General features: G+C 38.9%; 24 protein-coding genes. 4 read left to right on the top strand and 20 right to left on the bottom strand.

Annotated elements, in window-relative coordinates; translation table 11 throughout:
• Positions 1 to 105: 105 nt before the first annotated feature.
• The 3 genes from DTK66_RS04810 to ccpA all read right to left on the bottom strand — a co-directional run bounded on the left by DTK66_RS04810 (position 106) and on the right by ccpA (position 2,805).
• Complete coding sequence (locus DTK66_RS04810) at positions 106 to 849, bottom strand: YebC/PmpR family DNA-binding transcriptional regulator (RefSeq protein WP_153931321.1); 744 nt, start codon at positions 847 to 849, stop codon at positions 106 to 108.
• A gap of 74 nt (positions 850 to 923) precedes the next feature.
• Positions 924 to 1,781: a hypothetical protein gene (locus tag DTK66_RS04805; protein WP_191667938.1), complete on the bottom strand. Its 858-nt coding sequence runs from the start codon at positions 1,779 to 1,781 to the stop codon at positions 924 to 926.
• A gap of 13 nt (positions 1,782 to 1,794) precedes the next feature.
• A complete protein-coding gene (gene ccpA / locus DTK66_RS04800) occupies positions 1,795 to 2,805 on the bottom strand; it encodes a catabolite control protein A (protein WP_153931322.1) in 1,011 nt (336 codons plus the stop codon).
• A 160-nt stretch (positions 2,806 to 2,965) separates the two neighbouring features.
• Between ccpA and DTK66_RS04795 the strand changes: the two genes are divergently transcribed.
• Positions 2,966 to 4,066, top strand: coding sequence for a M24 family metallopeptidase (locus DTK66_RS04795; protein WP_191667937.1), 1,101 nt, complete (start codon positions 2,966 to 2,968; stop codon positions 4,064 to 4,066).
• A 108-nt stretch (positions 4,067 to 4,174) separates the two neighbouring features.
• Here the strand turns inward: DTK66_RS04795 and DTK66_RS04790 are convergent, their stop codons facing one another.
• Both DTK66_RS04790 and DTK66_RS04785 read right to left on the bottom strand, forming a co-directional pair.
• Positions 4,175 to 4,627: a hypothetical protein gene (locus tag DTK66_RS04790; protein ID WP_191667936.1), complete on the bottom strand. Its 453-nt coding sequence runs from the start codon at positions 4,625 to 4,627 to the stop codon at positions 4,175 to 4,177.
• On the bottom strand, positions 4,620 to 5,060 hold the full coding sequence (locus DTK66_RS04785; RefSeq protein ID WP_153931238.1) for a DUF948 domain-containing protein: 441 nt from the start codon (positions 5,058 to 5,060) through the stop codon (positions 4,620 to 4,622). The genes DTK66_RS04790 and DTK66_RS04785 overlap by 8 nt, the downstream gene beginning before the upstream one ends.
• 142 nt (positions 5,061 to 5,202) lie before the next feature.
• On the opposite strand from DTK66_RS04785, the gene DTK66_RS04780 reads away from it, so the two are divergent.
• Together DTK66_RS04780 and DTK66_RS04775 are read left to right on the top strand one after the other, a co-directional pair.
• Positions 5,203 to 6,078, top strand: coding sequence for a mechanosensitive ion channel family protein (locus DTK66_RS04780; RefSeq protein WP_153931239.1), 876 nt, complete (start codon positions 5,203 to 5,205; stop codon positions 6,076 to 6,078).
• Positions 6,068 to 6,904: an HAD-IIB family hydrolase gene (locus DTK66_RS04775; RefSeq protein ID WP_191667935.1), complete on the top strand. Its 837-nt coding sequence runs from the start codon at positions 6,068 to 6,070 to the stop codon at positions 6,902 to 6,904. Before DTK66_RS04780 ends, DTK66_RS04775 begins: the two co-directional genes overlap by 11 nt.
• Before the next feature lie 49 nt (positions 6,905 to 6,953).
• Here the strand turns inward: DTK66_RS04775 and cbpB are convergent, their stop codons facing one another.
• The 4 genes from cbpB to murI are packed head-to-tail and all read right to left on the bottom strand — an operon-like array spanning position 6,954 to position 9,334.
• Entirely contained in the window at positions 6,954 to 7,397 is a 444-nt protein-coding gene (cbpB, locus tag DTK66_RS04770) for a cyclic-di-AMP-binding protein CbpB (protein WP_191667934.1), read from the bottom strand.
• 15 nt (positions 7,398 to 7,412) lie between these two features.
• A complete protein-coding gene (locus tag DTK66_RS04765; protein WP_191667933.1) occupies positions 7,413 to 7,937 on the bottom strand; it encodes a YfcE family phosphodiesterase in 525 nt (174 codons plus the stop codon).
• A gap of 4 nt (positions 7,938 to 7,941) precedes the next feature.
• Positions 7,942 to 8,529 (bottom strand): XTP/dITP diphosphatase, encoded by a 588-nt coding sequence (locus DTK66_RS04760; RefSeq protein WP_153931242.1) that lies wholly within the window; start codon positions 8,527 to 8,529, stop codon positions 7,942 to 7,944.
• 1 nt (position 8,530) lies between these two features.
• Complete coding sequence (gene murI, locus DTK66_RS04755) at positions 8,531 to 9,334, bottom strand: glutamate racemase (RefSeq protein ID WP_191667932.1); 804 nt, start codon at positions 9,332 to 9,334, stop codon at positions 8,531 to 8,533.
• Positions 9,335 to 9,489: 155 nt separating this feature from the next.
• Here murI and DTK66_RS04750 point away from each other — a divergent pair, with 155 nt between their 5' ends.
• The gene (locus DTK66_RS04750; protein ID WP_191667931.1) at positions 9,490 to 10,041 is read left to right on the top strand and encodes a YslB family protein; all 552 of its coding nucleotides are present in this window, start codon (positions 9,490 to 9,492) and stop codon (positions 10,039 to 10,041) included.
• A gap of 183 nt (positions 10,042 to 10,224) precedes the next feature.
• Here the strand turns inward: DTK66_RS04750 and trxA are convergent, their stop codons facing one another.
• From trxA to DTK66_RS04695, 11 genes are all read right to left on the bottom strand, one after another.
• Positions 10,225 to 10,539: a thioredoxin gene (gene trxA, locus DTK66_RS04745; RefSeq protein WP_153931245.1), complete on the bottom strand. Its 315-nt coding sequence runs from the start codon at positions 10,537 to 10,539 to the stop codon at positions 10,225 to 10,227.
• A gap of 91 nt (positions 10,540 to 10,630) precedes the next feature.
• A complete protein-coding gene (locus tag DTK66_RS04740; protein ID WP_191667930.1) occupies positions 10,631 to 13,006 on the bottom strand; it encodes an endonuclease MutS2 in 2,376 nt (791 codons plus the stop codon).
• 1 nt (position 13,007) lies between these two features.
• Positions 13,008 to 13,544 (bottom strand): CvpA family protein, encoded by a 537-nt coding sequence (locus DTK66_RS04735; RefSeq protein ID WP_153931247.1) that lies wholly within the window; start codon positions 13,542 to 13,544, stop codon positions 13,008 to 13,010.
• Between the two features lie 113 nt (positions 13,545 to 13,657).
• On the bottom strand, positions 13,658 to 13,957 hold the full coding sequence (locus DTK66_RS04730; protein ID WP_153931248.1) for a DUF1292 domain-containing protein: 300 nt from the start codon (positions 13,955 to 13,957) through the stop codon (positions 13,658 to 13,660).
• A 9-nt stretch (positions 13,958 to 13,966) separates the two neighbouring features.
• Positions 13,967 to 14,410: a Holliday junction resolvase RuvX gene (gene ruvX, locus DTK66_RS04725; RefSeq protein WP_153931249.1), complete on the bottom strand. Its 444-nt coding sequence runs from the start codon at positions 14,408 to 14,410 to the stop codon at positions 13,967 to 13,969.
• Positions 14,407 to 14,673: an IreB family regulatory phosphoprotein gene (locus DTK66_RS04720; protein ID WP_153931250.1), complete on the bottom strand. Its 267-nt coding sequence runs from the start codon at positions 14,671 to 14,673 to the stop codon at positions 14,407 to 14,409. Before DTK66_RS04720 ends, ruvX begins: the two co-directional genes overlap by 4 nt.
• Before the next feature lie 144 nt (positions 14,674 to 14,817).
• On the bottom strand, positions 14,818 to 17,472 hold the full coding sequence (gene alaS / locus DTK66_RS04715) for an alanine--tRNA ligase (protein ID WP_191667929.1): 2,655 nt from the start codon (positions 17,470 to 17,472) through the stop codon (positions 14,818 to 14,820).
• Positions 17,473 to 17,731: 259 nt separating this feature from the next.
• Complete coding sequence (locus tag DTK66_RS04710) at positions 17,732 to 19,105, bottom strand: DEAD/DEAH box helicase (protein ID WP_153931252.1); 1,374 nt, start codon at positions 19,103 to 19,105, stop codon at positions 17,732 to 17,734.
• Positions 19,105 to 20,076 carry a DHH family phosphoesterase gene (locus DTK66_RS04705; RefSeq protein WP_153931253.1) on the bottom strand — a complete coding sequence of 324 codons (972 nt, stop codon included), beginning with the start codon at positions 20,074 to 20,076 and terminating at the stop codon, positions 19,105 to 19,107. The genes DTK66_RS04710 and DTK66_RS04705 overlap by 1 nt, the downstream gene beginning before the upstream one ends.
• Positions 20,077 to 20,213: 137 nt before the next feature.
• Positions 20,214 to 20,684 carry a preprotein translocase subunit YajC gene (yajC, locus tag DTK66_RS04700; protein WP_191667928.1) on the bottom strand — a complete coding sequence of 157 codons (471 nt, stop codon included), beginning with the start codon at positions 20,682 to 20,684 and terminating at the stop codon, positions 20,214 to 20,216.
• 71 nt (positions 20,685 to 20,755) lie between these two features.
• Complete coding sequence (locus tag DTK66_RS04695) at positions 20,756 to 21,844, bottom strand: tRNA-ribosyltransferase family protein (RefSeq protein ID WP_191667927.1); 1,089 nt, start codon at positions 21,842 to 21,844, stop codon at positions 20,756 to 20,758.
• Between the last annotated feature and the right edge of the window lie 7 nt (positions 21,845 to 21,851).

Raw genomic sequence — 21,851 nt, 5'->3', positions numbered from 1 at the left:
ATAATAATTTTTAAACGAAAAAAAGGCTCAAAGCACTAATTTAATAATGCTTTGAACCTTTATAGGCTAGTAGGATAAAACCTAACTATAATATTAAATATTTAATTATTCTTCATCATCGTCATCTGGCAAAATACCAGTTTCATAAATATCAGCAACATCATCATTTTCTGTTAATTCATCAATTAAGTGACGGTATTGCTTGGCCTTATCAGCTGGTACTTCAGTCCGATTTTGAGGGATCATTGTAACTTCTGCAGTATCTAATTCATATCCTTGTTCTTGAAGGGCATCACGAACTGCTGTCATGTTACTTGGATCAGTGAAGATTTGGAACTTTTCATCAGTAGCTTTCATATCTTCAGCTCCTGCATCTAAAGCATCCATTAACATATCATCTTCACTCTTATCAAGGCCATCACGAAGGACTTCGATTAATCCCTTACGATCAAACATATATGAAACTGATCCACTAGCACCCAAAGAACCTCCAGAATGACTGAAAGCTGAACGAACAGCAGATGCTGTCCGATTCTTATTATCGGTAAGAGCAGAAACCATTACAGCTACACCACCTGGAGCGTAACCTTCGTAAGTAACTTCTTCGAACTTAGCTCCACCAATACCTGAAGCCTTGGCAATAGCACGGTCAATGTTTTTCTTAGGCATGTTGGCCGCGTGTGCCTTATCGATCACAAGCCGTAATTGAGCGTTGTTCGCTGGATCAGGATCACCTGCTTTAGCTGCTTGGTACAAATCACGTGAAATCTTTTGAAAAATCTTACCACGCTTAGCATCTTGGGCGTTCTTACGTCCCTGAATGTTATGCCATTTTGAATGTCCTGACATTACTGACTCCTCTTTTCTTTATTAATGTAATACAAACAGATAAATTTTAGCAAATATTTATCCTTAATTCAAGGTCAATGGCGTTCTTGCCATTTTCTTATTCCAACTCGCAAAAGAAGCAGAAGAATTCCAAGACCAATCATCAAGAAAGAATAATTAAATCCCCGTTGCTGAAACGCATCGGCTACTTGCGTAATAAACGGACTGAAATCAGGTTGTTGCTGTCCAACTTGAAGCGCAGTTCCATGAATAGCCAGTAAAACTCCTGAATAAAGAATTCCACCAATTAAACATATCCAACTAAAACTTGCAATCGCATGATGTTGCCAAATACTTTTAACTATTAGTATAACTAAACAAATCAGACTAATGACTAGTAAAATCTTAACAACCGTTTTAGCAATCTTTATTCCTGCAATAAGCTGAGTAACTTCCGGGGTATTAAGCTGACTGTTAACCATTGAATTAACATTATTTGCGACAGCTGAAGTACCGCCAGCAGGAAGCATCGAAGTTGATAATCCATATTGCGCTAACTGCGAATTAACAGAAGCATTAACACTATTTATTACTGGTGTTAAATCTAAGTTTATCTTTTCGCCAGCATATACTTGATCAACAGCTTGTGTAATTAATTTATCCGTATCACTCTTTTTTAAAATTGACGTTGAAATTCCATATTGCGTTAAAGTACTGTTAACCTGATTTAGCATTACTGATTCTAATGACGAATTAGTAATCTCGCCTTTCACAAAATTCGCGTTTAGCAACGTTGAATTAATTAATAATGCTAATGATAATACAATCAAGCAAACAATTCCCCATAAACGGAAAATAATATGATGCTGAGGGGAGTGATTTGCTTCGGATGGTGAAGTAGGCGGTATATTCTCCTCTTCACGTTGTGCTCGTAATTCACTACGGGTTGTCACAGCTAATCACAACCTACTTACGAGTCGAGTTCCGCTCAACAAAACCATGGTCTAAGATAACATTCTTTTCATCATCATTATTATCATCACCATCCATCAGTTTTGTTAGCAACCGCATTGAAATAGCACCAATATCATAAAGAGGTTGGGTAATTGACGTTAACATCGGCCGAACAAGCTTAGTGTAGTTAGTATCGTTTGACGATACAATTTCAAAGTCGGCTGGAACATTTACTCCCGCATCTGTTAATCCATTAAGCAAGCCGGCTGCCAAGCTGTCATCGGTAACATATGCGGCTTTAAGGCCCTTTTCTATAATTTCTTTTGTCTTAGCATAACCTGCTTGATATGAACCATCTGTTTCAATAACTAATGACTGATCAAATTTAACATCATGATCGGCCAACGCATTCTTATAACCGTCAAGACGGTCTTCACCATTAATTGAATAACGTAGCGGACCGGTAATATATCCTACCTGTTGATCACCATGCCCAAGTAGAAATTCTGTTGCTTCTTTGGCGGCAGCACGATAATCAATTCGGACACTTGGTAAATTCTCATCATTAGCAATTGATCCTGCAACAACTACTGGAGTATTGGTGCTTTCAAATTCATTGCGTAATTCATCAGAAACATCGTGGCCCATAAAAATAATCCCATCAACTTGCTTGGCAAGTAAATTCCGAACAACCTTTAAAATCTTCTCATCATCGGAATCAGAATTAGTTAAAATAATATTGTATTTATACATCGATGCAACGTCATCAATCCCCAATGCTAATTCAGCAAAGTAAGGATCAGTAATACTAGGGATAACTACCCCGACTGTTGTCGTCTTTTTCGATGCAAGCCCCCGCGCAACTGCATTTGGTCGATAATTTAATTGCTTGATTACATCTAATACTTTTTGCCTAGTTTCTGGCTTTACATTTGGATTGCCATTTACTACTCGTGAAACTGTAGCCATTGAAACACGAGCCTCTCGAGCAACCGTATAAATTGTTACTGATTGTTTTTCCATAAGATAGCCCTTTCTTCATTGCTATAATCTGTTTTCATAACTTTTCATAACCTAGTTAATATAGCAGATTTGCCCGCAATTGGCAAACGTTCCCACTTATTTTTTTGTTTTTATAACAATATGATATAATATTCGCAATCTTTTTAAGGAAGTGAACGCAATGACAAAACTTGATCAATTGCAAGCAGCACTTAATGATAAAGGCCTCGATGCTGCCTATATCAGCGACCCAATGACTATTAACTATTTAACCGGTTTTTATAGTGATCCAGTTGAAAGAGTACTTGCCTTAGTGCTATTTGATAATAGTGAGCCTTTTTTAATTGCTCCTGCTCTTGAGGTCGAAGCAATTAAGGATACTGGTTGGTCATATCCAGTATATGGTTACCTTGATCACGAAAATCCCTTTGCAATGATTGCTGATTATGTTCACCATCATGCCGGTACCCCTGTTAACTGGGGGATTGAAGGTGAATCACTAACAGTCGACCGCCTACGTGCACTTGAATCAGTTCTTCCAAATGCACGATTCAATACTGACCTTTCACCGCTTATTGCTCAGATGCGAATGATCAAAAGCCCTGATGAAATAGCAAAATTAAACGAAGCGGGAAAGTGGGCTGACTTTGCGTTTAAAGTTGGTTTTGAAGCTGTTCAAATAGGTAAAACAGAACAGGAAATTGCCGCTGACCTCGAGTATGCCCTCAAACAGCATGGCATCAATAAAATGAGCTTTGATACGCTTGTCCAAGCTGGCCCACACGCGGCTGAACCTCACGGGGCAACAAGTGATAATAAGATTAAAAATCATCAGCTCGTACTTTTTGATCTTGGAACAATCGTTGATGGCTACATTAGTGATGCATCGCGAACAATTGCTGTCGGAAGCTTAGACGATAAACAAAAAGATATTTATAAAGTTTGCTTAGAAGCCCAACTTGCTGCTCAAGATGCTGCTAAGCCAGGAATAACCGCTGAAGAATTGGATAAAGTTGCCCGTGATATTATTACTAATGCCGGATATGGCAAGTACTTCATTCATCGTTTAGGTCACGGAATGGGTAGTAGTGAACACGAATTTCCATCAATTATGGAGGGGAATACATTAGAATTACAACCTGGTATGTGTTTTTCAATTGAGCCTGGTATATACATTCCGGGCTTTGCTGGCGTACGAATTGAAGACTGTGTTCATATTACAGATAACGGTTGTGAACCATTTACTCATACAACTAAAGAATTGCTAACTTTCCCTAACTAGTAATAAAAAGGGGTTCTAGCATTCGGCTTTTCCGAATACTAGAACCCCCTTTGTGTACTGTAGCATTTTTAACAGTAGCGGAGCCTTATGTCACTGCCCCTTTACTGCTTATTTTTCTTCTGTCTTTTCTTTATCGGCATTATCATTATCCGTTACAACTTCATCTTGGTCGCTTGTTGCATCAATAATAATGTCATTATTGTTTTCTGCCGTTTCCTTATCCTTCGCTAATTTTTCACGAATATCAGCAGTTTTTTTATCAAAATCGTCATTTGTCATTCGGTTAACAACCTTGTTGGCGCCATCTTTAACTTTTCCAGTAACATTATTAACAGCATCAGCAGCACCGTTGACCTTATCATTAAGTTTAGAGTCGCTTACTAAGTCATCCACAACGTCTAATGCGTCTAAAGTATAATCAGTTACATAATCAGCAACCTTATTAAATTTTTCATCAATACTTTGCTTCAAAGCTGCTTTTTTGGCTGGTGCCATATTCTTCCATGCAGCATATGTAGCTGCACCACCTAATAACATTCCAGCAAGTAATTTTTTACTCATTATTTGTCATTCCTTTCTTCTGCTTACGGTGTTGTCTTAATTTGTTAAACGCTTCTAAAACAATTGTTTTCCCGGCAAATTTAAAAATCCCACGATCAAATTGCCGTTTTTCACGCCGCATACGAACCTTCTCTGCCATTTCCTGAAGTGAATCGTTTACCTCGGATACACTTCGACTAACATCAGCAACTGCCTTGACAGCAGGATCTAATTGCTCTGATTTATGATTAATATCATCCAATAACGTATTCGTGTTACTTAATACATCTTCCATTTCCTGACTAAGATAATGAATATCACGCGTTAAAGTGGTAATACTCTTATTTGTTTCTTTCATTGTCTTACTTAAGTGGTTCAACAGGATACATGCAAAAATGACTAAGATTAAAAATGCGATTGCCGCAATCAACCCCGCTAGTTGGCCAAAAGTCATCTGACAATCCCTCCTTTGATTTCGAAATTACTTATCAATACTAAGAATATCATAAAATAACGAAAAACAACAATTTAGTGTAGTCGACAGAAGCTTGCTTTCCCTGTTAGAATATTTATTAGTATTTTTTAGGAGGTAAGCTATGATTATTGGTGCAACTTCATTTACATCAAAACAAATGGAACAAGTAAAAAAAGCCTTTACTGATTTATCTTGGCATGAAATTTCGCAACAAATCCTAAGCAAGTTTTTGCTAATTATTATCACCTTTGTATTATTTTTGCTTATTCTATGGCTTGGTCGAGTCATTATTGTTCATTTATTCCAAGAGTCGAAAAAATATAATGTCCTTAAAAACAGCAATCGAATGGCAACGGTAAGGACCCTTGTATTAAATATTTACCGCTATACCTGTTACTTTTTTCTTTTATACGCAATTTTATCTGAAATTGGCGTTCCGGTTGGTACCTTAATTGCTGGGGCTGGAATCTTTAGTTTAGCACTAGGGCTGGGGGCGCAAAGTCTTGTTAGCGATATCGTAACCGGCTTTTTTATTCTCCTGGAACAACAATTAGATGTCGGTGATACCGTCCAAATTGGTCAAATTAAGGGAACTGTGACAGCCCTTGGGATCCGAACCACGCAGGTCACAAGCTCAGACGGAACCCTTAACTACATTCCTAATCGTAACATTACCATTGTTCAGAATCTTTCCCGTAATAATATGGTTACTAATATTGACATCCATATTACCTCTAAAACCCCACTAAACAAGGTGGAACAAATTATTACTCAGGTCAATAAAAAATTAGTACCACAGACAAAGGCACTTCAACTAAAACCAGTTATTGTTGGGCCAGTAGTTACACCAGATGGTTCATTAGTATTCCGGGTCACAATAACTGCGACCAGTGGTGAACAGTCAACTGTCGCTAGCCACTTTTTAGCCGCCTATCTCAAAGAATTACGTACAAACAACATTCCAATTGCATGGGAGGGAATGATCAATGAGCATTAAGTTAATTGCTACAGATATGGATGGGACCTTCTTACGTGACGATCACACTTATAATCATCCACTATTTGATAAGGTCTTTCGCCAACTTGAACGGCATAATGTTTACTTTGTTGCCGCAAGCGGTTCAAGTTTTCCGCGCCTACAACGTGAATTTAAGGATTATGTTAATAAGATGATTTTTATTTCCCAAAACGGTTCAGTTATCCATCTCGGCAATCAGCTATTTAAGTCGTTTTCTATTAATCAAGAAGCTTTGGCACGTGTTATTCATATTCTTGACCGGTTTTATGGCCCCAATGACATTAACCAACTAGTAATTTCAACTAGTGAAAAGTCTTATGTTGATCAAGGAATGAGCGCGCGTGATTTTGAAATTGTCAAACTTTTTTATGAACAAGTAGAACGAATTCCTGATATTCGTAAAATTTTCTTACAACGACCCTCTGAAAAATTTACAAAAATATCAATTAATTTTGCTAATCATATCGATCTCAAAAATGTTGCCGCAACCTTAGATGGTTATTTGCCACCTTCATTAATTATGGAAAATTCTGGGTTTAATACCGACTTGATTGGAAATGCAGCTGCCACTAAGCAAAATGCCCTGTCAATTTTACAACATCATTTTAAACTACGTACAAATGAAATCGTCACTTTTGGGGATAATGAAAATGATCTCGGTATGCTTGCTATGACCACACAAAGTTATGCAATGAGAAACGCACACTCAATTATTAAAATGCAGGCTGCGCATATAACACAAAACGACAATAATCATGATGGCGTGTTGCAAACAATTAATGCATTAATCAAAAATAACCACTAAATAAAAAGGATGATTGCCGATCATTTTTAACGGCAATCATCCTTTTTACTTATTTTCCAAATGTATGAACTGTAAAATTTACCGCCTTTAATATTTCTCGTCGTGTAACAATCCCACAAAAGTAATTATCGTTGTCCACTACTGGCAAGAATGACTGATCAATCAGTAAATGCAAATCTTCTTCAATATCAGCAGGATCAGTAATAACAGGTGTATCAGTTTGCATAACATCTGCCACCGTCAAATCATGAAGTCGATTAACATTGATTCGTTGCGTTTCTAGTAACTGATCTGTAATCATTGCCAAAGAAATTTGACCACAGTAATGGTTCTTATTATCTACAACAATAATCTTGGCATAGCGATCTTTGGTTAGAACTAAAAAAGCATGATCTAAACTATTATTCTGATTTACCGTTGCCACTAAACTTGCTGGAATCATAAATTTGTTCTTGTTTTTCAACAGTAAGGTCCGTAATCGCTGATCAATCACAAAAATACACTCCCTTTATTTCTGACGATTAAATTCACGATGTAACTGGGATAATAACTCTATTTGCCGATTGTAAAAATCAACAATAAACCGGGTTGGTCGTGCTTCAATTATTGCAAATGTACCACCAATTCCTGCATATTCACCTCGAGGAAAACTGATACTGCCCGGATTCACAATCAACATCTTATGATCGTAAGCTACTCCTAATTGATGAGTGTGACCATAACAAATAATTGACGCCCCTTTTTCCTCACCGGTAAGCATCAACGGGGTAAGCGAAAAATTCACCCGTTGCATATGCCCATGGGTGACATAAATATGTTCCTGTCCCTGATTTACTGTCAATTCAGGAGGATACGGAAGACGATAATCATTATTCCCTTTTACTGCTTTAAAGCTATCCATCGGCTTTTCATCAGGCATTAATTCAGAATCACCGCAATGAATCATCAAGTCAACTTTGTCTCCTACCTGCTGGATAATATCTGTTAGTATCTTTGCTTCACGATGATTATCACTCACAACAAGGATTTTCATGAAATTACCACCAATCGTTAAAATTTCGCATAAACGCCCGCAATGCTTTTCCTCGATGACTTATTTGGTTTTTTTGATCCGCAGTTAACTCTGCCATGGACTTTTGGAGTTCATCAACATAAAAAAGCGGATCGTACCCAAAACCATTTTCACCTGTTAATTGATGGAGAATATGACCATCAACTCGTCCATCAGCCACTAACTTGGTCCCATTAGGCTTCACCGCTACAATGGTTGTATGAAAATGTGCGGTCCTTTGCTCACTGGGAACACCAGTCAATTTTTGCAGAAGTTTTGCATTATTCGCCGCATCATCATGATCCCCTGCATACCTTGCCGAATAAACCCCTGGCGCACCATCTAAAGCATCAACAACTAATCCTGAATCATCTGCCATTACCGGTAGTTGTAGCTGCTTAGCTACAGTCATTGCCTTAATCGTCGCATTTTCCTCAAATGTCTTACCATTTTCATTAATGTTAATTGGTGGAAAGTCGGCAAGGGTCTTAATTTCAATTCCTTGTGGGGTAAGCATTTTCCGATATTCCCGTGCTTTACCCGCATTTTTAGTTGCAATTACAATTGTCTTCATTTTAAGCCTCCTCACTTAATTGGATATGTTCGCATTTGGTATAACCATTAGGCAGCCATTTTTTGGCCCCCACAATCAAGTCTGCAATTTTACCAGTTGAATATAATTCAACTGTTGGCGTCCCAACATCACTTAACAATCCTTGCTTAGTCAAAAATTCTTTTGCTTGCCGAACCGTTTCATAGGCCGGATCAATCAGTTGCACATTTTCCCCAAGCTTATTAGCAATTTCTTTTGCTAAAAACGGAAAATGAGTGCATCCCAAAATTAAGGCTTGGATTGATTGACTATCAAAAATATGTAGTTCTTTATTTACCGTTTCTTGCGCAAGGACCGTGCCAGTCTGACCATGTTCAACAATCGATACAAGCGGCTGGGTCGCATGACTAATCACTTTGAGCGTTGGATCAATCTGATCTAATACCTTTTTGTACGCATTATTCTTGATTGTTGATTCAGTTCCAATAACACCAATTGTTTGGTAATTATGCCTAGTCGCTGCTATTGCTCCCGGTTCAATAACTCCAATTACTGGAATGGGTAGTTTTTCTTGCAAAAGTTGAAGTGCTGCGGCAGTAGCAGTATTACAAGCAATAATCATTAGCTTAATATCATGGGTTAAAAGAAAAGTACCAATTCGTAAAGCTAATTGTTGAATTTCTTTTCTAGTTTTAACTCCGTATGGAAAGTGTCCCTGATCACCGACAAACACGATCGATTCATGGGGCAACTGGTCACGAAGTACACGGGCTACAGATAGTCCGCCTAGTCCTGAATCCATTATACCAATTGGTCGCTTATCCATTTTTTACACCTCATTAATTTATTAAAACGTTTAAAGCTTTGAAACTATATTATCCGTTTCTATTCAATATTTTGCAAGTTTTTCAGGTTTACCACTATTAAGATCATGATTTTTAAGTATAATAATAATGATTGTTAAAAAGGAGCGAGTTGATTATGAGTCAGAAATTGTATAACCAGTTATTAGCAGGTCATCAGGGATTAGCAACAGGAACAATGCGCGATGTTATCCTCCCTGCAATTCTCGGCAAGGAGACAGATGAGATGCTATATTGGATTGGCAAAGACCTTGCTCGCGTATACCCAGTAGCGACTTCTGCAGACCTAGTATATTTAACAAATCAACTTGGCTTTGGACGGTTAGTATTACGTAAAAAGAGTAATACTACTCAACTATGGCGCTTATCGGGAGTAATTGTCAAAGAAAGAATTCAACGAGATGAAGAAGAAACCTCCTTTGGACTAGAGTGCGGATTTCTCGCTCAAGAAATTGAATTTCAATTAGGAACAGTTGCTGAGGCAAAGATATTTGATCGTCATCGTGATTATGTTGATATCTTAGTTCAAAACGATCCGCAAAATACTGCGGATAATGAACGTTCAGAAATGGTAACCTTTATTAGCCTGGACCGTTCTGACGAAGAAGATGCTCCTAAAAAAGAGCCGCGGCATTCAATACTAAAGCGAAAAAAGAAGGATAAAAAATAAAATCAGGTATTTAAGAGGAGCTGTGACATAATGCTTCAATATAGTTACTATAACGCAGTACGCAAGAGGGCTCTAATGTTCGGAAAAGCCGAACACTAGAGCCCTCTTTGTGCTTGCGGGGCGTAAAGACGAAGTTACAAATGACTTCTGTCACGCTCCCGTTTGTTTTAATTATTAATTTTATTAGTCAACATATTGTTGTAAGATCTGCTTTAGTTGCTCCTCACCATGATAGCCCACTACTTGATCTACAACTTCGCCATCCTTCTTAATCATTAACGTTGGAATACTCATAATCCTAAACTTTTGTGCTGTTTCAGGATTTTCATCAACATCTAACTTAAAGAATTTTACATTAGGCATCTTCTCAGATAATGCATCAACAACTGGTGATTGCATCCGACAAGGGCCACACCATGTTGCCCAAAAATCAGTTAAAGTAACACCAGTCGCGGTATCTTGTTCAAAAGTTTGGTCTGTAGTTACATTTACTGCCATTTTCTATTCCTCCTTAATTACTTCTTACCGTTATTCTAACAAAACAATTATTAGATGTCATTTAGTTTGCTTACTTTTTTATAGTAAGTGATTATAAATTAACAATTGTTGCACCATCTCCACCAGCATTAGGGGCTGCATATGAGAATGATTTAACACGCGGATTGCTTTGCAGATACTGCTGAGTTCCCTTTCGTAAGGCCCCCGTTCCCTTTCCGTGAATAATCGTGACGGTTGAAAGGTTATTCAAAAGAGCATGATCGATAAAATTACTTAGTTCACTCATTGCTTGTTCATAGCGGTGACCACGAAGATCCAGCCGAGCCGATGTTTGCCTGGTTTGTGTTGTATGGACAGCAGCCCGTGGGCGACGACGAGCATCTTTTTCACGCGGCAGATCTTTTTTAGCTACCTTTTCAAGATTATTCTCATCAATTTCCATCTTGAGAATGCCAATCTGAACTTCCCACTTATGGTTTCCTCGTTTAGCTAACAATTCTCCATATTGTCCATATGACTTAACTAGCACAGCATCTCCTTTATGCAAGTCATGCTTCTGTTTCGCGCGTTGTAAGACTGAGTTATGTTGTAAACGTGGATTATCTTGATGGAGGGCATTAAGCTGTCCCTGCGCATCAATTAATTCGTTTTCTTTAACATTTTGTCCTTGTTGAATCTCAAGTTGACGTAAATGGTGGATTATTCGATCCGCCTTTTTCTTTGCCATCGATACTTGGTGGTTGGCTTTTGAACGGGCCTGCTCATATAACTTTTCGCGTTGTTCATTGAACCGGCCAAGCTTTTCATCAAGTTCACGTTGAGTTTGCTGATTAGTAGCCAACAATTTTTCTAAGCGTTCGCTTTCTTCACGAGCTTTTCTACGTTGCGCGACCAAATCACCAATCATATTATTGAGGTCTTGGCTATCATCACTTACTAGTGACTGGGCTTCATCAATAATTTGTGGATTGATTCCTAGACGACGGGCAATTTCTAACCCATTTGAACGACCCGGGATTCCTAACAGGAGTTTATATGTTGGTTGTAAAGTCTCCTGATCAAATTCCATACTAGCATTAATTGTTTTAGCACGATCATAACCATAAACTTTTAGCTCTGGATAGTGCGTAGTGATTACGACCATTGCTCCTTTTCTACCAATTTCATCGAGAATTGCCATTGCTAGGGCTGCCCCTTCTTTAGGGTCAGTTCCTGCTCCTAACTCATCTAATAGTACCAAACTTCGCTCTGTAATTCGTTCAAGGATCGTTTTTACCCCATCCATATGACCAGAAAAGGTACTAAGATTCTGCTCTAGTGATTGTTCGTCACCGATATCAGCAAATACATTATCAAACACCCCAATTGTGCTGCCTTCTTCTGCCGGAATAAATAATCCTGATTGACCCATTAGTTGAATAATTCCTAAGGTTTTAAGCGTAATTGTCTTCCCACCAGTATTTGGTCCCGTAATAATAATAGCCTGGTAGTCTTCGCCAATTTCAATATCATTTGTAACAACCCGCCGCGAATCAATTAACGGGTGGCGCGCCTTCCGTAACATAACATGATTTTCGTTATCAATCTTAGGTAAAGTCGCTTTAATATCATGCGCCCACCGTGCCTTAGCATTAATAAAATCTAAATGACCTAAAATAGCTTCATTTTGGCCAATATCATGGCGGTATGGAGTAATCATCTGTGATAATTCAATTAAAACCCGGCGCATTTCTTGGCGCTCTTCAATTTGTGCCTGCCGCAAACGATTATTAGTCTCTACAACTGCCGCTGGCTCAATATATAAGGTCTGCCCACTAGCACTTTGGTCATGAACAACTCCACCGAATTTATTTCGATACCGAGCGACTACTGGAATAACATAGCGATCATTACGCATTGTTACAATCGGTTCGCTTAAATACTTGGCACTTTTGCCACGCGTATATTGTTCCATTTGTTGATGAATTGCATTTTCGGTTTGCGCAATTAATTGGCGAATTCCATGTAGCTTAGCTGATGCTTCATCATTTATTCGTCCATCTGGATCAATTGACCGAACTAGGCGTTGGGTAATTGAAGGGATAGTTACCAATTGATCTACCTGATCATTTAATACGCGTAATTTAATCTTCTTTTCCCGCATTTGGTCAAAAAAGTTTTTGACACTCATACTTGTTTGAAGGACTTTTGCGATCTGTGCTAATTCAGTCCCATTTAAACTTGCTTTAATCTTGAGCCGTTTTAATTGCGGTTTAATATCAGCAAGTTGAGGGATCGGAATTCCGTCTTCTAACCTTAAAATATCTGCTCCGTCTGTAGTTTCAGTTAAGAGCCCCTGTACTTTTTGCGGGTCAGTTTGAGGTACAAGGTGTTGTAACTCTCGCTGACCAGCTGCTGAAACAAGGTAGGGAGCTAATTGTCCCTTAATTCGGTCAAATTCTAGCGTTTCTAAAATTTTATGATTCATTTTATCCTCCTTGAATTAGAGTATCAATCATTAAATGTGCCAGCCCTGGAGTCTGGTTAATAATAAGCTGTGCTAACTCCGAGGTTGCCATTTGCATCTGCCACCAGCCTGCAGGCCATAACTGCATAACAATCAAGACGACAAATATAATCAAATAACCAATTAAAAATGAAATAACACCACCTGCTAATTTATCAACAGTTCCTATTACTGGAATTTTCTTTATCCAGTTTAGCTGGCGAATTCCCCAATGGCAAAGAATTGACACAATCGTAAAAATTATCATGAAAGCAATCCCGTTATAAAAGAACAAATTACTATTCACATCTGCTAATAAATTAGCTGAAAAAGTCGCTTCATCCCCAATGCTAGGTAATAAAGATTTTAACCAACTGCCAACGAGTTGGGTTCCCTGTCGTGCAACTAGCCAAGCAATAATATATGTTCCTAACATTAAAACCATCGTCAATAATCCTCGTCGGTGACCATTAACAAAACAGCCAATTAAGATAAGAATAATAAAGGTTGTTAAAATCATTCCCGTATTCCCTTTCCTTTATTAGTAAATAAAAGGGACTGCGACACCATGTCCACAGCTCCCTTTTGTTAATAATTTAATTATCCTGCCTAAGCGGTTTCCAACGATTATTGTTAAGCTTTAAAGTTACCATCGTTATCAAGGAAAGTATTTAATACTTCTTCAACCATGTCCCATTCTTTGTCATCTTCGATTGGAACAAGGTCTTGTCCATCGCCATCTTCATTATCAGCAACGATGTAGGCTTGAATATCAACGGATTCATCGTTTTCTTGTTCTGCAGGGTAGATAAAAATGTATGATTTACCATAATCATCTGAGTCAAATGTAAACAATTCTTTGAATAATTGTTCATTGCCATTTTCATCAATTAACGTAATCATATTTTCGTTATTTTCTTGTTGTTTGCTCATATTAATTCCTCATTTTAGTTTAGCGACAAGCCGTCCATGCCGGTCTAAATAACTTTGTAAAATAAATGTCGCTGCTACCTCATCAATTACCTTTTTTTGTTTGGCACGTGAAATATCTGCCTCTTCAACAAGCATTCGATGTGCTTCTACCGTCGTTAAACGTTCATCTTGAAAGTCAATTGGAATATCTGGAAAACGTTGTTGTAGCAACTCACCGTAATGTTGAGAAGCCTCAACTCGAGGACCTTCAGTATTATTCATATTCTTAGGAAGCCCAATTACAAAACCAGCAACTTGTTCTTTTTCTACTAGTTCTGCTACACGTTCAATGCCAAAAACCTCATTTTCCTCATCAATTGGAATAATCTCAACTGCTTGAGCTGTCCATCCTAGAGGATCGCTGACTGAAATACCGACTGTCTTAGATCCAACATCTAATCCCATTAATCTCATTTAGCTTCACCATTATTCTTTAGGTATGACCGCACAAGCTCCTCGATTATTTCATCGCGTTCATGTTGACGAATCAAGTTACGTGCATTATTTAAGCGTGGAATATATGCAGGGTCACCAGATAAAAGGTAGCCGACAATTTGATTAATTGGGTTATACCCTTTTTCTTCTAGTGATTCATAGACTGTCTTTAACGTTTGGTTAATATCTTCCTGACGTTCTTGACCGAAATCAAAAAACATCGTCTTATCATTTGTAGCCATCAATCGTCACCTCCAGACATTCTCTTCAAACACACATTTTACTATATTATCACTAAAAGCACAATTTACATTTGTCAATTGTAAGTAAACGGTAATATGAAATTGGACCTAGTAGAATCACCTACTAAGTCCAAAATTTAGTATTTATTTATCTAAGTACTCTTTGGCCTGACTCAAAGCATCTTGTATGCCGGCTGGATTTTTCCCACCTGCTTGGGCAAGATTTGGTCGACCGCCACCGCCACCATTAATAGCGGGAGCAATGGCTTTGATCAATTCACCAGCCTTGACCCCAGTTTTAGCTTTGTCATCGCTAACCGCAACTAATAGGTTAGCCTTTCCAGCATTAGCTGTGGCAAGAACAAGCACATCGGAAAGACCTTTTGTCCGCCAGGTATCAGCAAGTTGCCGCAATTGTCCCATTCCAGCTACTTGTACCTCGGCTGCAATCAAGCTTCCTGCCTTGGTATCTTGCACATTTGCGAAAACATTATTAGCTTGTTGAGCCGCAATTTTAGCTTGCAAAGCTTCAGTTTGTTTTTGTGCTTCTTTTAATTCATTTTGCAATACTTCAACTTGGTGAGGAACTTCTTTGATCTGGGAAACCTTTAAGCTAGCTGCACTCTGCGTTAACAATTCATCCCGATCTTGCAGATATTTGAAGGCATCACTGGAAGTTACTGCTTCAATCCGCCGAACACCAGCACCAACGCCTCCTTCAGATACAATCTTAAAGAGACCAAGTTCATTAGTATTCTTTACGTGGTCACCACCACAAAATTCTGTGTTAAAGTCACCAATCTTAACAACTCGTACCTTATCGCCATATTTATCAGAGAAAAGAGCGATGGCACCCATTTCTTTAGCAGAGTCAATATCGGTTTCAACAGTTTTAACTGGAATCTCTTTCCAAATTTGTTCATTAACCATTTGCTCAACTGCTTGGAGGTCCTTAGCAGTAACTTGACCAAAGTGGTTAAAATCAAATCGCAAATAATGCTCCTCAACTAATGAACCTGCCTGTTGGGTGTGGCCGCCTAAAACATTCCGTAAGGCTTGGTCAAGTAAGTGCGTTGCGGTATGGTTCTTTTCAATCTTAAGATGACGAATACGATCAACAACTAGCTTATAACGAGCACCCTTCTTAATTGGCGCTGTTAATTCTACCCGATGAAGGTTTTGTTGATTTGGTGCATGTTGAACATCGACAACCCGTCCTACTTTCTTGCCATAATTGTCAATAATATCACCAGTATCAGCTACTTGACCACCCATTTCAGCATAGAATGGTGTTACATCAAAGATCAGTTCAATATTTTCATCACCAGGCTGTGCTTCGTCAGCTTGCTTGCCATCATGGGCTAAACCGATGACCTTAGCATTATCAACCGTCAAATCAGTGTATCCAACATACTTGCTTTCATCCTTAAAAGCTGTCCATAAGTCCGTCTGCACACCCATTCCATTATCCATGTCACGAGCGTTTCGAGCACGATTTTGTTGTTCCGTCATTGCTGCTTGGAAGCCGTCTTCGTCTACCGTCAGCCCTTCATCGGCTGCATATTCCTTCGTTAATTCAATTGGGAAACCATAAGTATCGTACAACTTAAATGCTGTCCGTCCATCAATCTCATTAGTATTATCTTGCTTTGCTTTAGCAATAACATTATTCAAAAGGTTTAATCCGCCATTCAAGGTTGCACTAAAACGGTCCTCTTCTGATTTAATAACTGAAGCAATGTAGTCAGCATTTTTAAGGACATCTGGATAGTAATCTTCCATTATCTTACCAACAGTTGGGACCATCTTAGCTAAGAATGGTTCATCAATTCCTAGCTTCTTTCCTGCAACGACGGCTCGCCGTAGTAAGCGGCGAATAACGTAGCCACGACCAACATTTGACGGTAATGCCCCGTCACCAATTGCAAAAGTAATTGTCCGAATATGGTCAGCGATAATCTTAAATTGAATATCGTCTTCCTTGTTCTCACCATATTTCTTTGTCCCACTAAAGTCTTCTGCCTGCTTAATAAGCGGCATGAACAAGTCAGTTTCAAAGTTTGTTGGTGCATTTTCAAAAATGGAAACAACCCGTTCAAGTCCCATCCCCGTATCAATGTTCTTATGAGGAAGCGGTTCATAGGTATCTTCTGGCGTGTGGTTGAACTGACTGAAAACAATATTCCAAATCTCCAAGTAGCGTTCATTTTCACCGCCAGGGTAGTTTTCTGGGTCATCATCTGCTAGATTATTAAATTCTTGTCCCCGATCATAAAAAATTTCTGTATCGGGACCAGATGGACCTTGACCGATATCCCAGAAGTTATCTTCATCAGCAATCAAGTGGTCCTTAGCTACTCCTACTTCTCGCCATCTGTTATATGCATCATGATCTTTAGGGTAGTAGGTAATATAAAGGCGTTCTGGATCAAAGCCGAACCATTCATCACTAGTTAACAATTCCCATGCCCATGGAATAACTTCATTTTTAAAGTAGTCACCAACCGAGAAATTCCCCAACATTTCAAACATCGTATGGTGCCGGGCAGTTTTACCAACGTTTTCAATATCGTTAGTCCGAATACTCTTTTGGGAGCTAGTCATACGGGGATTGTCTGGAACAACCTTCCCATCAAAATACTTCTTCATTGTTGCTACCCCTGAATTAATCCATAACAAAGTTGGATCGTTAACAGGGACTAGTGATGCACTTGGCATAATCGTATGACCATGTTCTTCAAAGAACTTCAAGTACATCCGTCGTACTTGAGCACTATTTAGTTGCTTTAATTCTTTCATCAAATCGCCCTTTCTAAAACAAAAACCACCATTGCGATCAGAGACGCCGGACGACGCGGTACCACTCTGCTTGCAACGATGGAATTCGTTTACCTCTTTAATTTCTTGGTTTTCCCAAGTCTTATTATCAAATTGTCTGAATGGGGAGCACTCTCACCAGAAAGTCAACTGTCACACTACCCCAGTTGTCCCTGAAACTTTCCCTCGGTATTAAGCATATCCCAAACGTGTCATATTATAGCGAACAATTACTTTAAAATCAACGGGAATTTCGTTCACGTCGATGCTGCCGTTGACGAGCACGCTTTGCTTTTCGGATTTTATGACGGACTTCAAGCTTCCGTTTCTGTTGCTCGTCTTCTTTAATTGCCTTCTTAATTCGTTTCTTATATCCCGGCTTAACCTTTTTCTTAGTCTTTTTAACGTAGCCCTTCATCGATGGATCAAGTTCATTTTGCCGGTGTTTATAGTGTTTCCGCCGGTTCCGATCATGAGTCGTTACTAATTGCCCATCACGAAGTTCTTTGGGAACGAACTTAACCCCACGTTCTTCTAATTTTGCAATTAAGTCATCCTCAGCTGGCTCATACAGGGTAATCGCAGTACCTTTCATCCCATTTCGTCCAGTTCGGCCTACCCGGTGGACAAAATATTCAAGGTCAGTAGGCAAGTCATCGTTTATTACCAATGAAACACCATCAATATCAATTCCTCGGGCTGCCAAATCAGTCGCCACAACGTATTGAAAATCAAGGTCCCTAATTTGGCGCATTGTTCGTTTACGGCGGCGGGCTTCAAGGCCACCATGAATCATCGCAACTTTTAGTCCCTGATTTTCTAAGTATTGTGTTAATTCAATAACCCGTTCCTTTGTATTAGCAAAGACCAATGCAAGATACGGTTCACCAAGCGTTAATAATCGATAAATTAATTGGTTCCGATCTTGTCCCTTCGTCGACATCAACCAATTATCAACATCTGGATTAATTACTGCTTCTGTCGGAATTTCCTCAATAACTGGATTTTCCATGTACTTTTTCAAAAATGGTCGTAACTTTTGAGGGATTGTCGCTGAAAAGACCATCATCTGTAAATCATCAGGAAAATGACTGGCAATTTGGTCAACTTCATGGAGAAATCCCATATCTAAAGTCATATCAGCCTCATCAACAACGAACATGTTAGCAGTATGGATATCTAATGCCTGACTCTTAATCAAATCTAATACCCGCCCTGGTGTCCCGATTACTAATTGCGGCTGTTTGCGGTTTAATTGTTCAACTTGATGTTGTTTATCAGTTCCCCCTACATAATTATGGATCGTTAACGGTTGGGGAGCATGTTTATTTAATTGCTTAGCAGCGTTATAGATCTGGTATGCCAGCTCACGGCTAGGAGTTGTAATCACCGCTTGGACCGCTTGATCTGCCGGATTAATCTTTGAAAAAATTGGTAGTAAAAAGGCATGGGTCTTTCCGCTACCTGTGGCTGATTGTCCAACGACACTGCGACCTGCCATAATTACAGGAATAACTTGTTGTTGTACTGGCGTTGGCTGACGAAAGTTTATTTCGTGGATTGCTGTCAGCAAATATGGTTGTAGCTGAAAATCAGCAAAAGTTTTATTACTCATTATATTTTCCTTTCATTTTTACGAGCATATGCTTGTGTTAACTGGTCTAATTCCGTAATTACTTGCTCAATTTCCGCTTCATCTTGTGCTTTAGCGCCACTAGCAAGTGGATGCCCACCACCATCATGCTTTTTAGCTAATTCATTAATTGTCGGACCCTTAGAACGGAGGCGGATCCGATAGTGTCCATCCTCTTGCTCAACAAAGATTGCCCACGCTATAACGTCACGAATCCGTCCTGGCAAAGAAACGATGGCCGAAGTTCCTGCTTCAGTCAAACCAAATTCCGCTAAAATCTCGTTAGTTAAAACAACATAAGCAGCCCCATTATTCAGAATTTTTAAATTTTCATAGACATATGCGGATAAGCGAGCTACAGGCAAAGTAATTTCATTTTCATGCTGACTAATCTTAGCTGCATTAGCTCCTGCAGCCATTAGCGCGCCAGCTACCAACATTGTTCGCGGGGTAGTTGCCGGATAAAGGAAACGTCCTGTATCGCCAATAATCCCAGCATAAAGTGCGTGCGCTGCCGCTTTAGGCAACGTTAAATCTGGGGCAAAACGTTGGTAAAAATTATAAATCATTTCTGAACAACTAGATGCATCAGGCTCAACCCACATAATATCACCAAAAGGTTCATCATTAGGGTGGTGATCGATTTTAATCAATTCATCTCCGTTGTCAAAGCGCCGATCGTCTATCCGTGGAGCATTAGCAGTATCAGTTACAATAACTAAGGCATCATCAAACGTATCATTATCAACTTCGTTCATCTCACCAATCCAATCAAAGCCTGGAATATGCTTACCGACAACATATATTTGCTTATAGGGAAATGATGCCCGTAAAATTTCTGCAAGCCCGATTTGTGAACCAATCGCATCTGGATCAGGACGTTGGTGTCGGTGGATAATTATTTTGTTGTACTTTTTAATTTGTTCAAAGATTGCTGTTAATGGATCTGCCATTATGCTACTCTCCTTACCCGATTAAAATTTAACACTAGGTTCTAGTATAGCAATAAAAAGGATTAACGACCAAGATTTATACAATAAAAAAGATGAAAATATTCGCTTGCTTTGCGATTACTTTCACCTTTGTTAATTTATTTTTCTTCGTTATCCTTAGCTTCACTATCAGCTGGAGCGGCCTCACTAGCGACGCTTGATTCAGCAGCGGCACTACTTGTATCTGCTGTACTCTCGGCAGCTGAGCTTGCTGGTGTAGCTGCACTTACTGGTTCATTAGCAGGTGTCTCACTACCGGCACGCTTAACAACCCGCGCAATAGCAACCATATCAAATGTAAGATAAATACCTTCACAATCTAAGGTTACCGTACGGTCAGCTTTGTTAATCGAATCAATCTTACCATGCATCCGGCCAATTGTTACAACTTCATCACCTGGGTGCAATTCATTCATCATTTCTTGATGTTCCTTACGTTGCTTTTGTTGTGGGCGAATCATAAAGAAATACATCAATGCAACCATTAAGATGATTAAAATAATGCTCGAGTATCCGCTTGCATTACTAGAGGAAGCAGCACCAAGGACAAAACTACTTAAACTATTCACAGTCTATCCATCCCTTCAAAAAGATAACTATCATTAACTTTAACAAATTTTAGGATAAAAAGCCATATGCTCTAATGATTATACAACAATTCTTGAACAAAACTTTTAATTTGTTGAGCTGCAATTGCTTGTTGAAGATTATTTATTAATCTATTTAATGTAAAAAGGTTATGTTGCAGAAGTAATTGTTCCCCATAAAATCTACCATCAATTATTAAATTATGAATCAACGCTCGTGAATAGCCAGTTTGGCAGACAGGACAGCCACATCCTTGCTCAAGCGGCCGTTTATCGAATCTAAAATGTTGGCGATCCAAATGAAGTGATTCTAAGCCCTTACCAACTAATGCAACTCCTTTGGCAGCCTTTTTAGCTGCTAAATCACTATCAATCAAATCGACTCCTGCTAAAACAGCAAACAACATTTGTGTTAGGGTAGTTGCTGTTGGGAGATAGCGGAGCTGTTCATTCGGTAACATTGAAACCATTTCATTGATAATTCGGTTAAATTCTTGATTGCTAAGCGTTGAAGGAATCCCGCTAATTTCATAACCAGCAAAAGCATCAGCCATTACTGCCTTAACGCTCTCTTGCCGCAACTTCTTTAAACCACCGCCAACAACATTAGCGAAAGTCATTCCAGCAACTTTTTTATTTATTTCCAACCATGCTTGGGTTTGTGCAACACCAGCAGCGAGGTCATCTACCGGATCATAGTAATCACCCGCGCGGTCAAAGCTTTGAAAGACATCAGCACCAAGTATTTTTTGAACTTTTAACGCTGTTTCCGGCTGCCAAAATTTTAATTGGCCCGTTTCTGGATCATGAAAGCGAACCCCATTATTTTTTTTACCACGTGGTTTAGCTAATTGGTAAGCGTAATCTGTTTGCAAATCAACTAACAGCAAACCATTCCAATGGTATAGCTGATGAAGATCACCTACTTTGGAAAGTTCTTCCCCATACTTTAACCACCATTTTAATCCATTAACTTTAGTAATCTTCACACCTATTTGCTCTAATTTCAAAGGCGCTAACCTTGCCAATTCATCCCCTGTTTGAACAAGGATAGGCGTTCTTACACGCTGATCATTTACCTGTAGTATCCCTGTTCGTGCAGTTTCATCAGCGTTATTAATGATAAATCGCAAATTATTCATTATATTC

Origin of the sequence: Limosilactobacillus walteri, assembly GCF_014830205.1 — a bacterium.
Lineage (GTDB): Bacteria > Bacillota > Bacilli > Lactobacillales > Lactobacillaceae > Limosilactobacillus > Limosilactobacillus walteri.
This window is presented reverse-complemented; position numbering and strand designations above follow the sequence as displayed.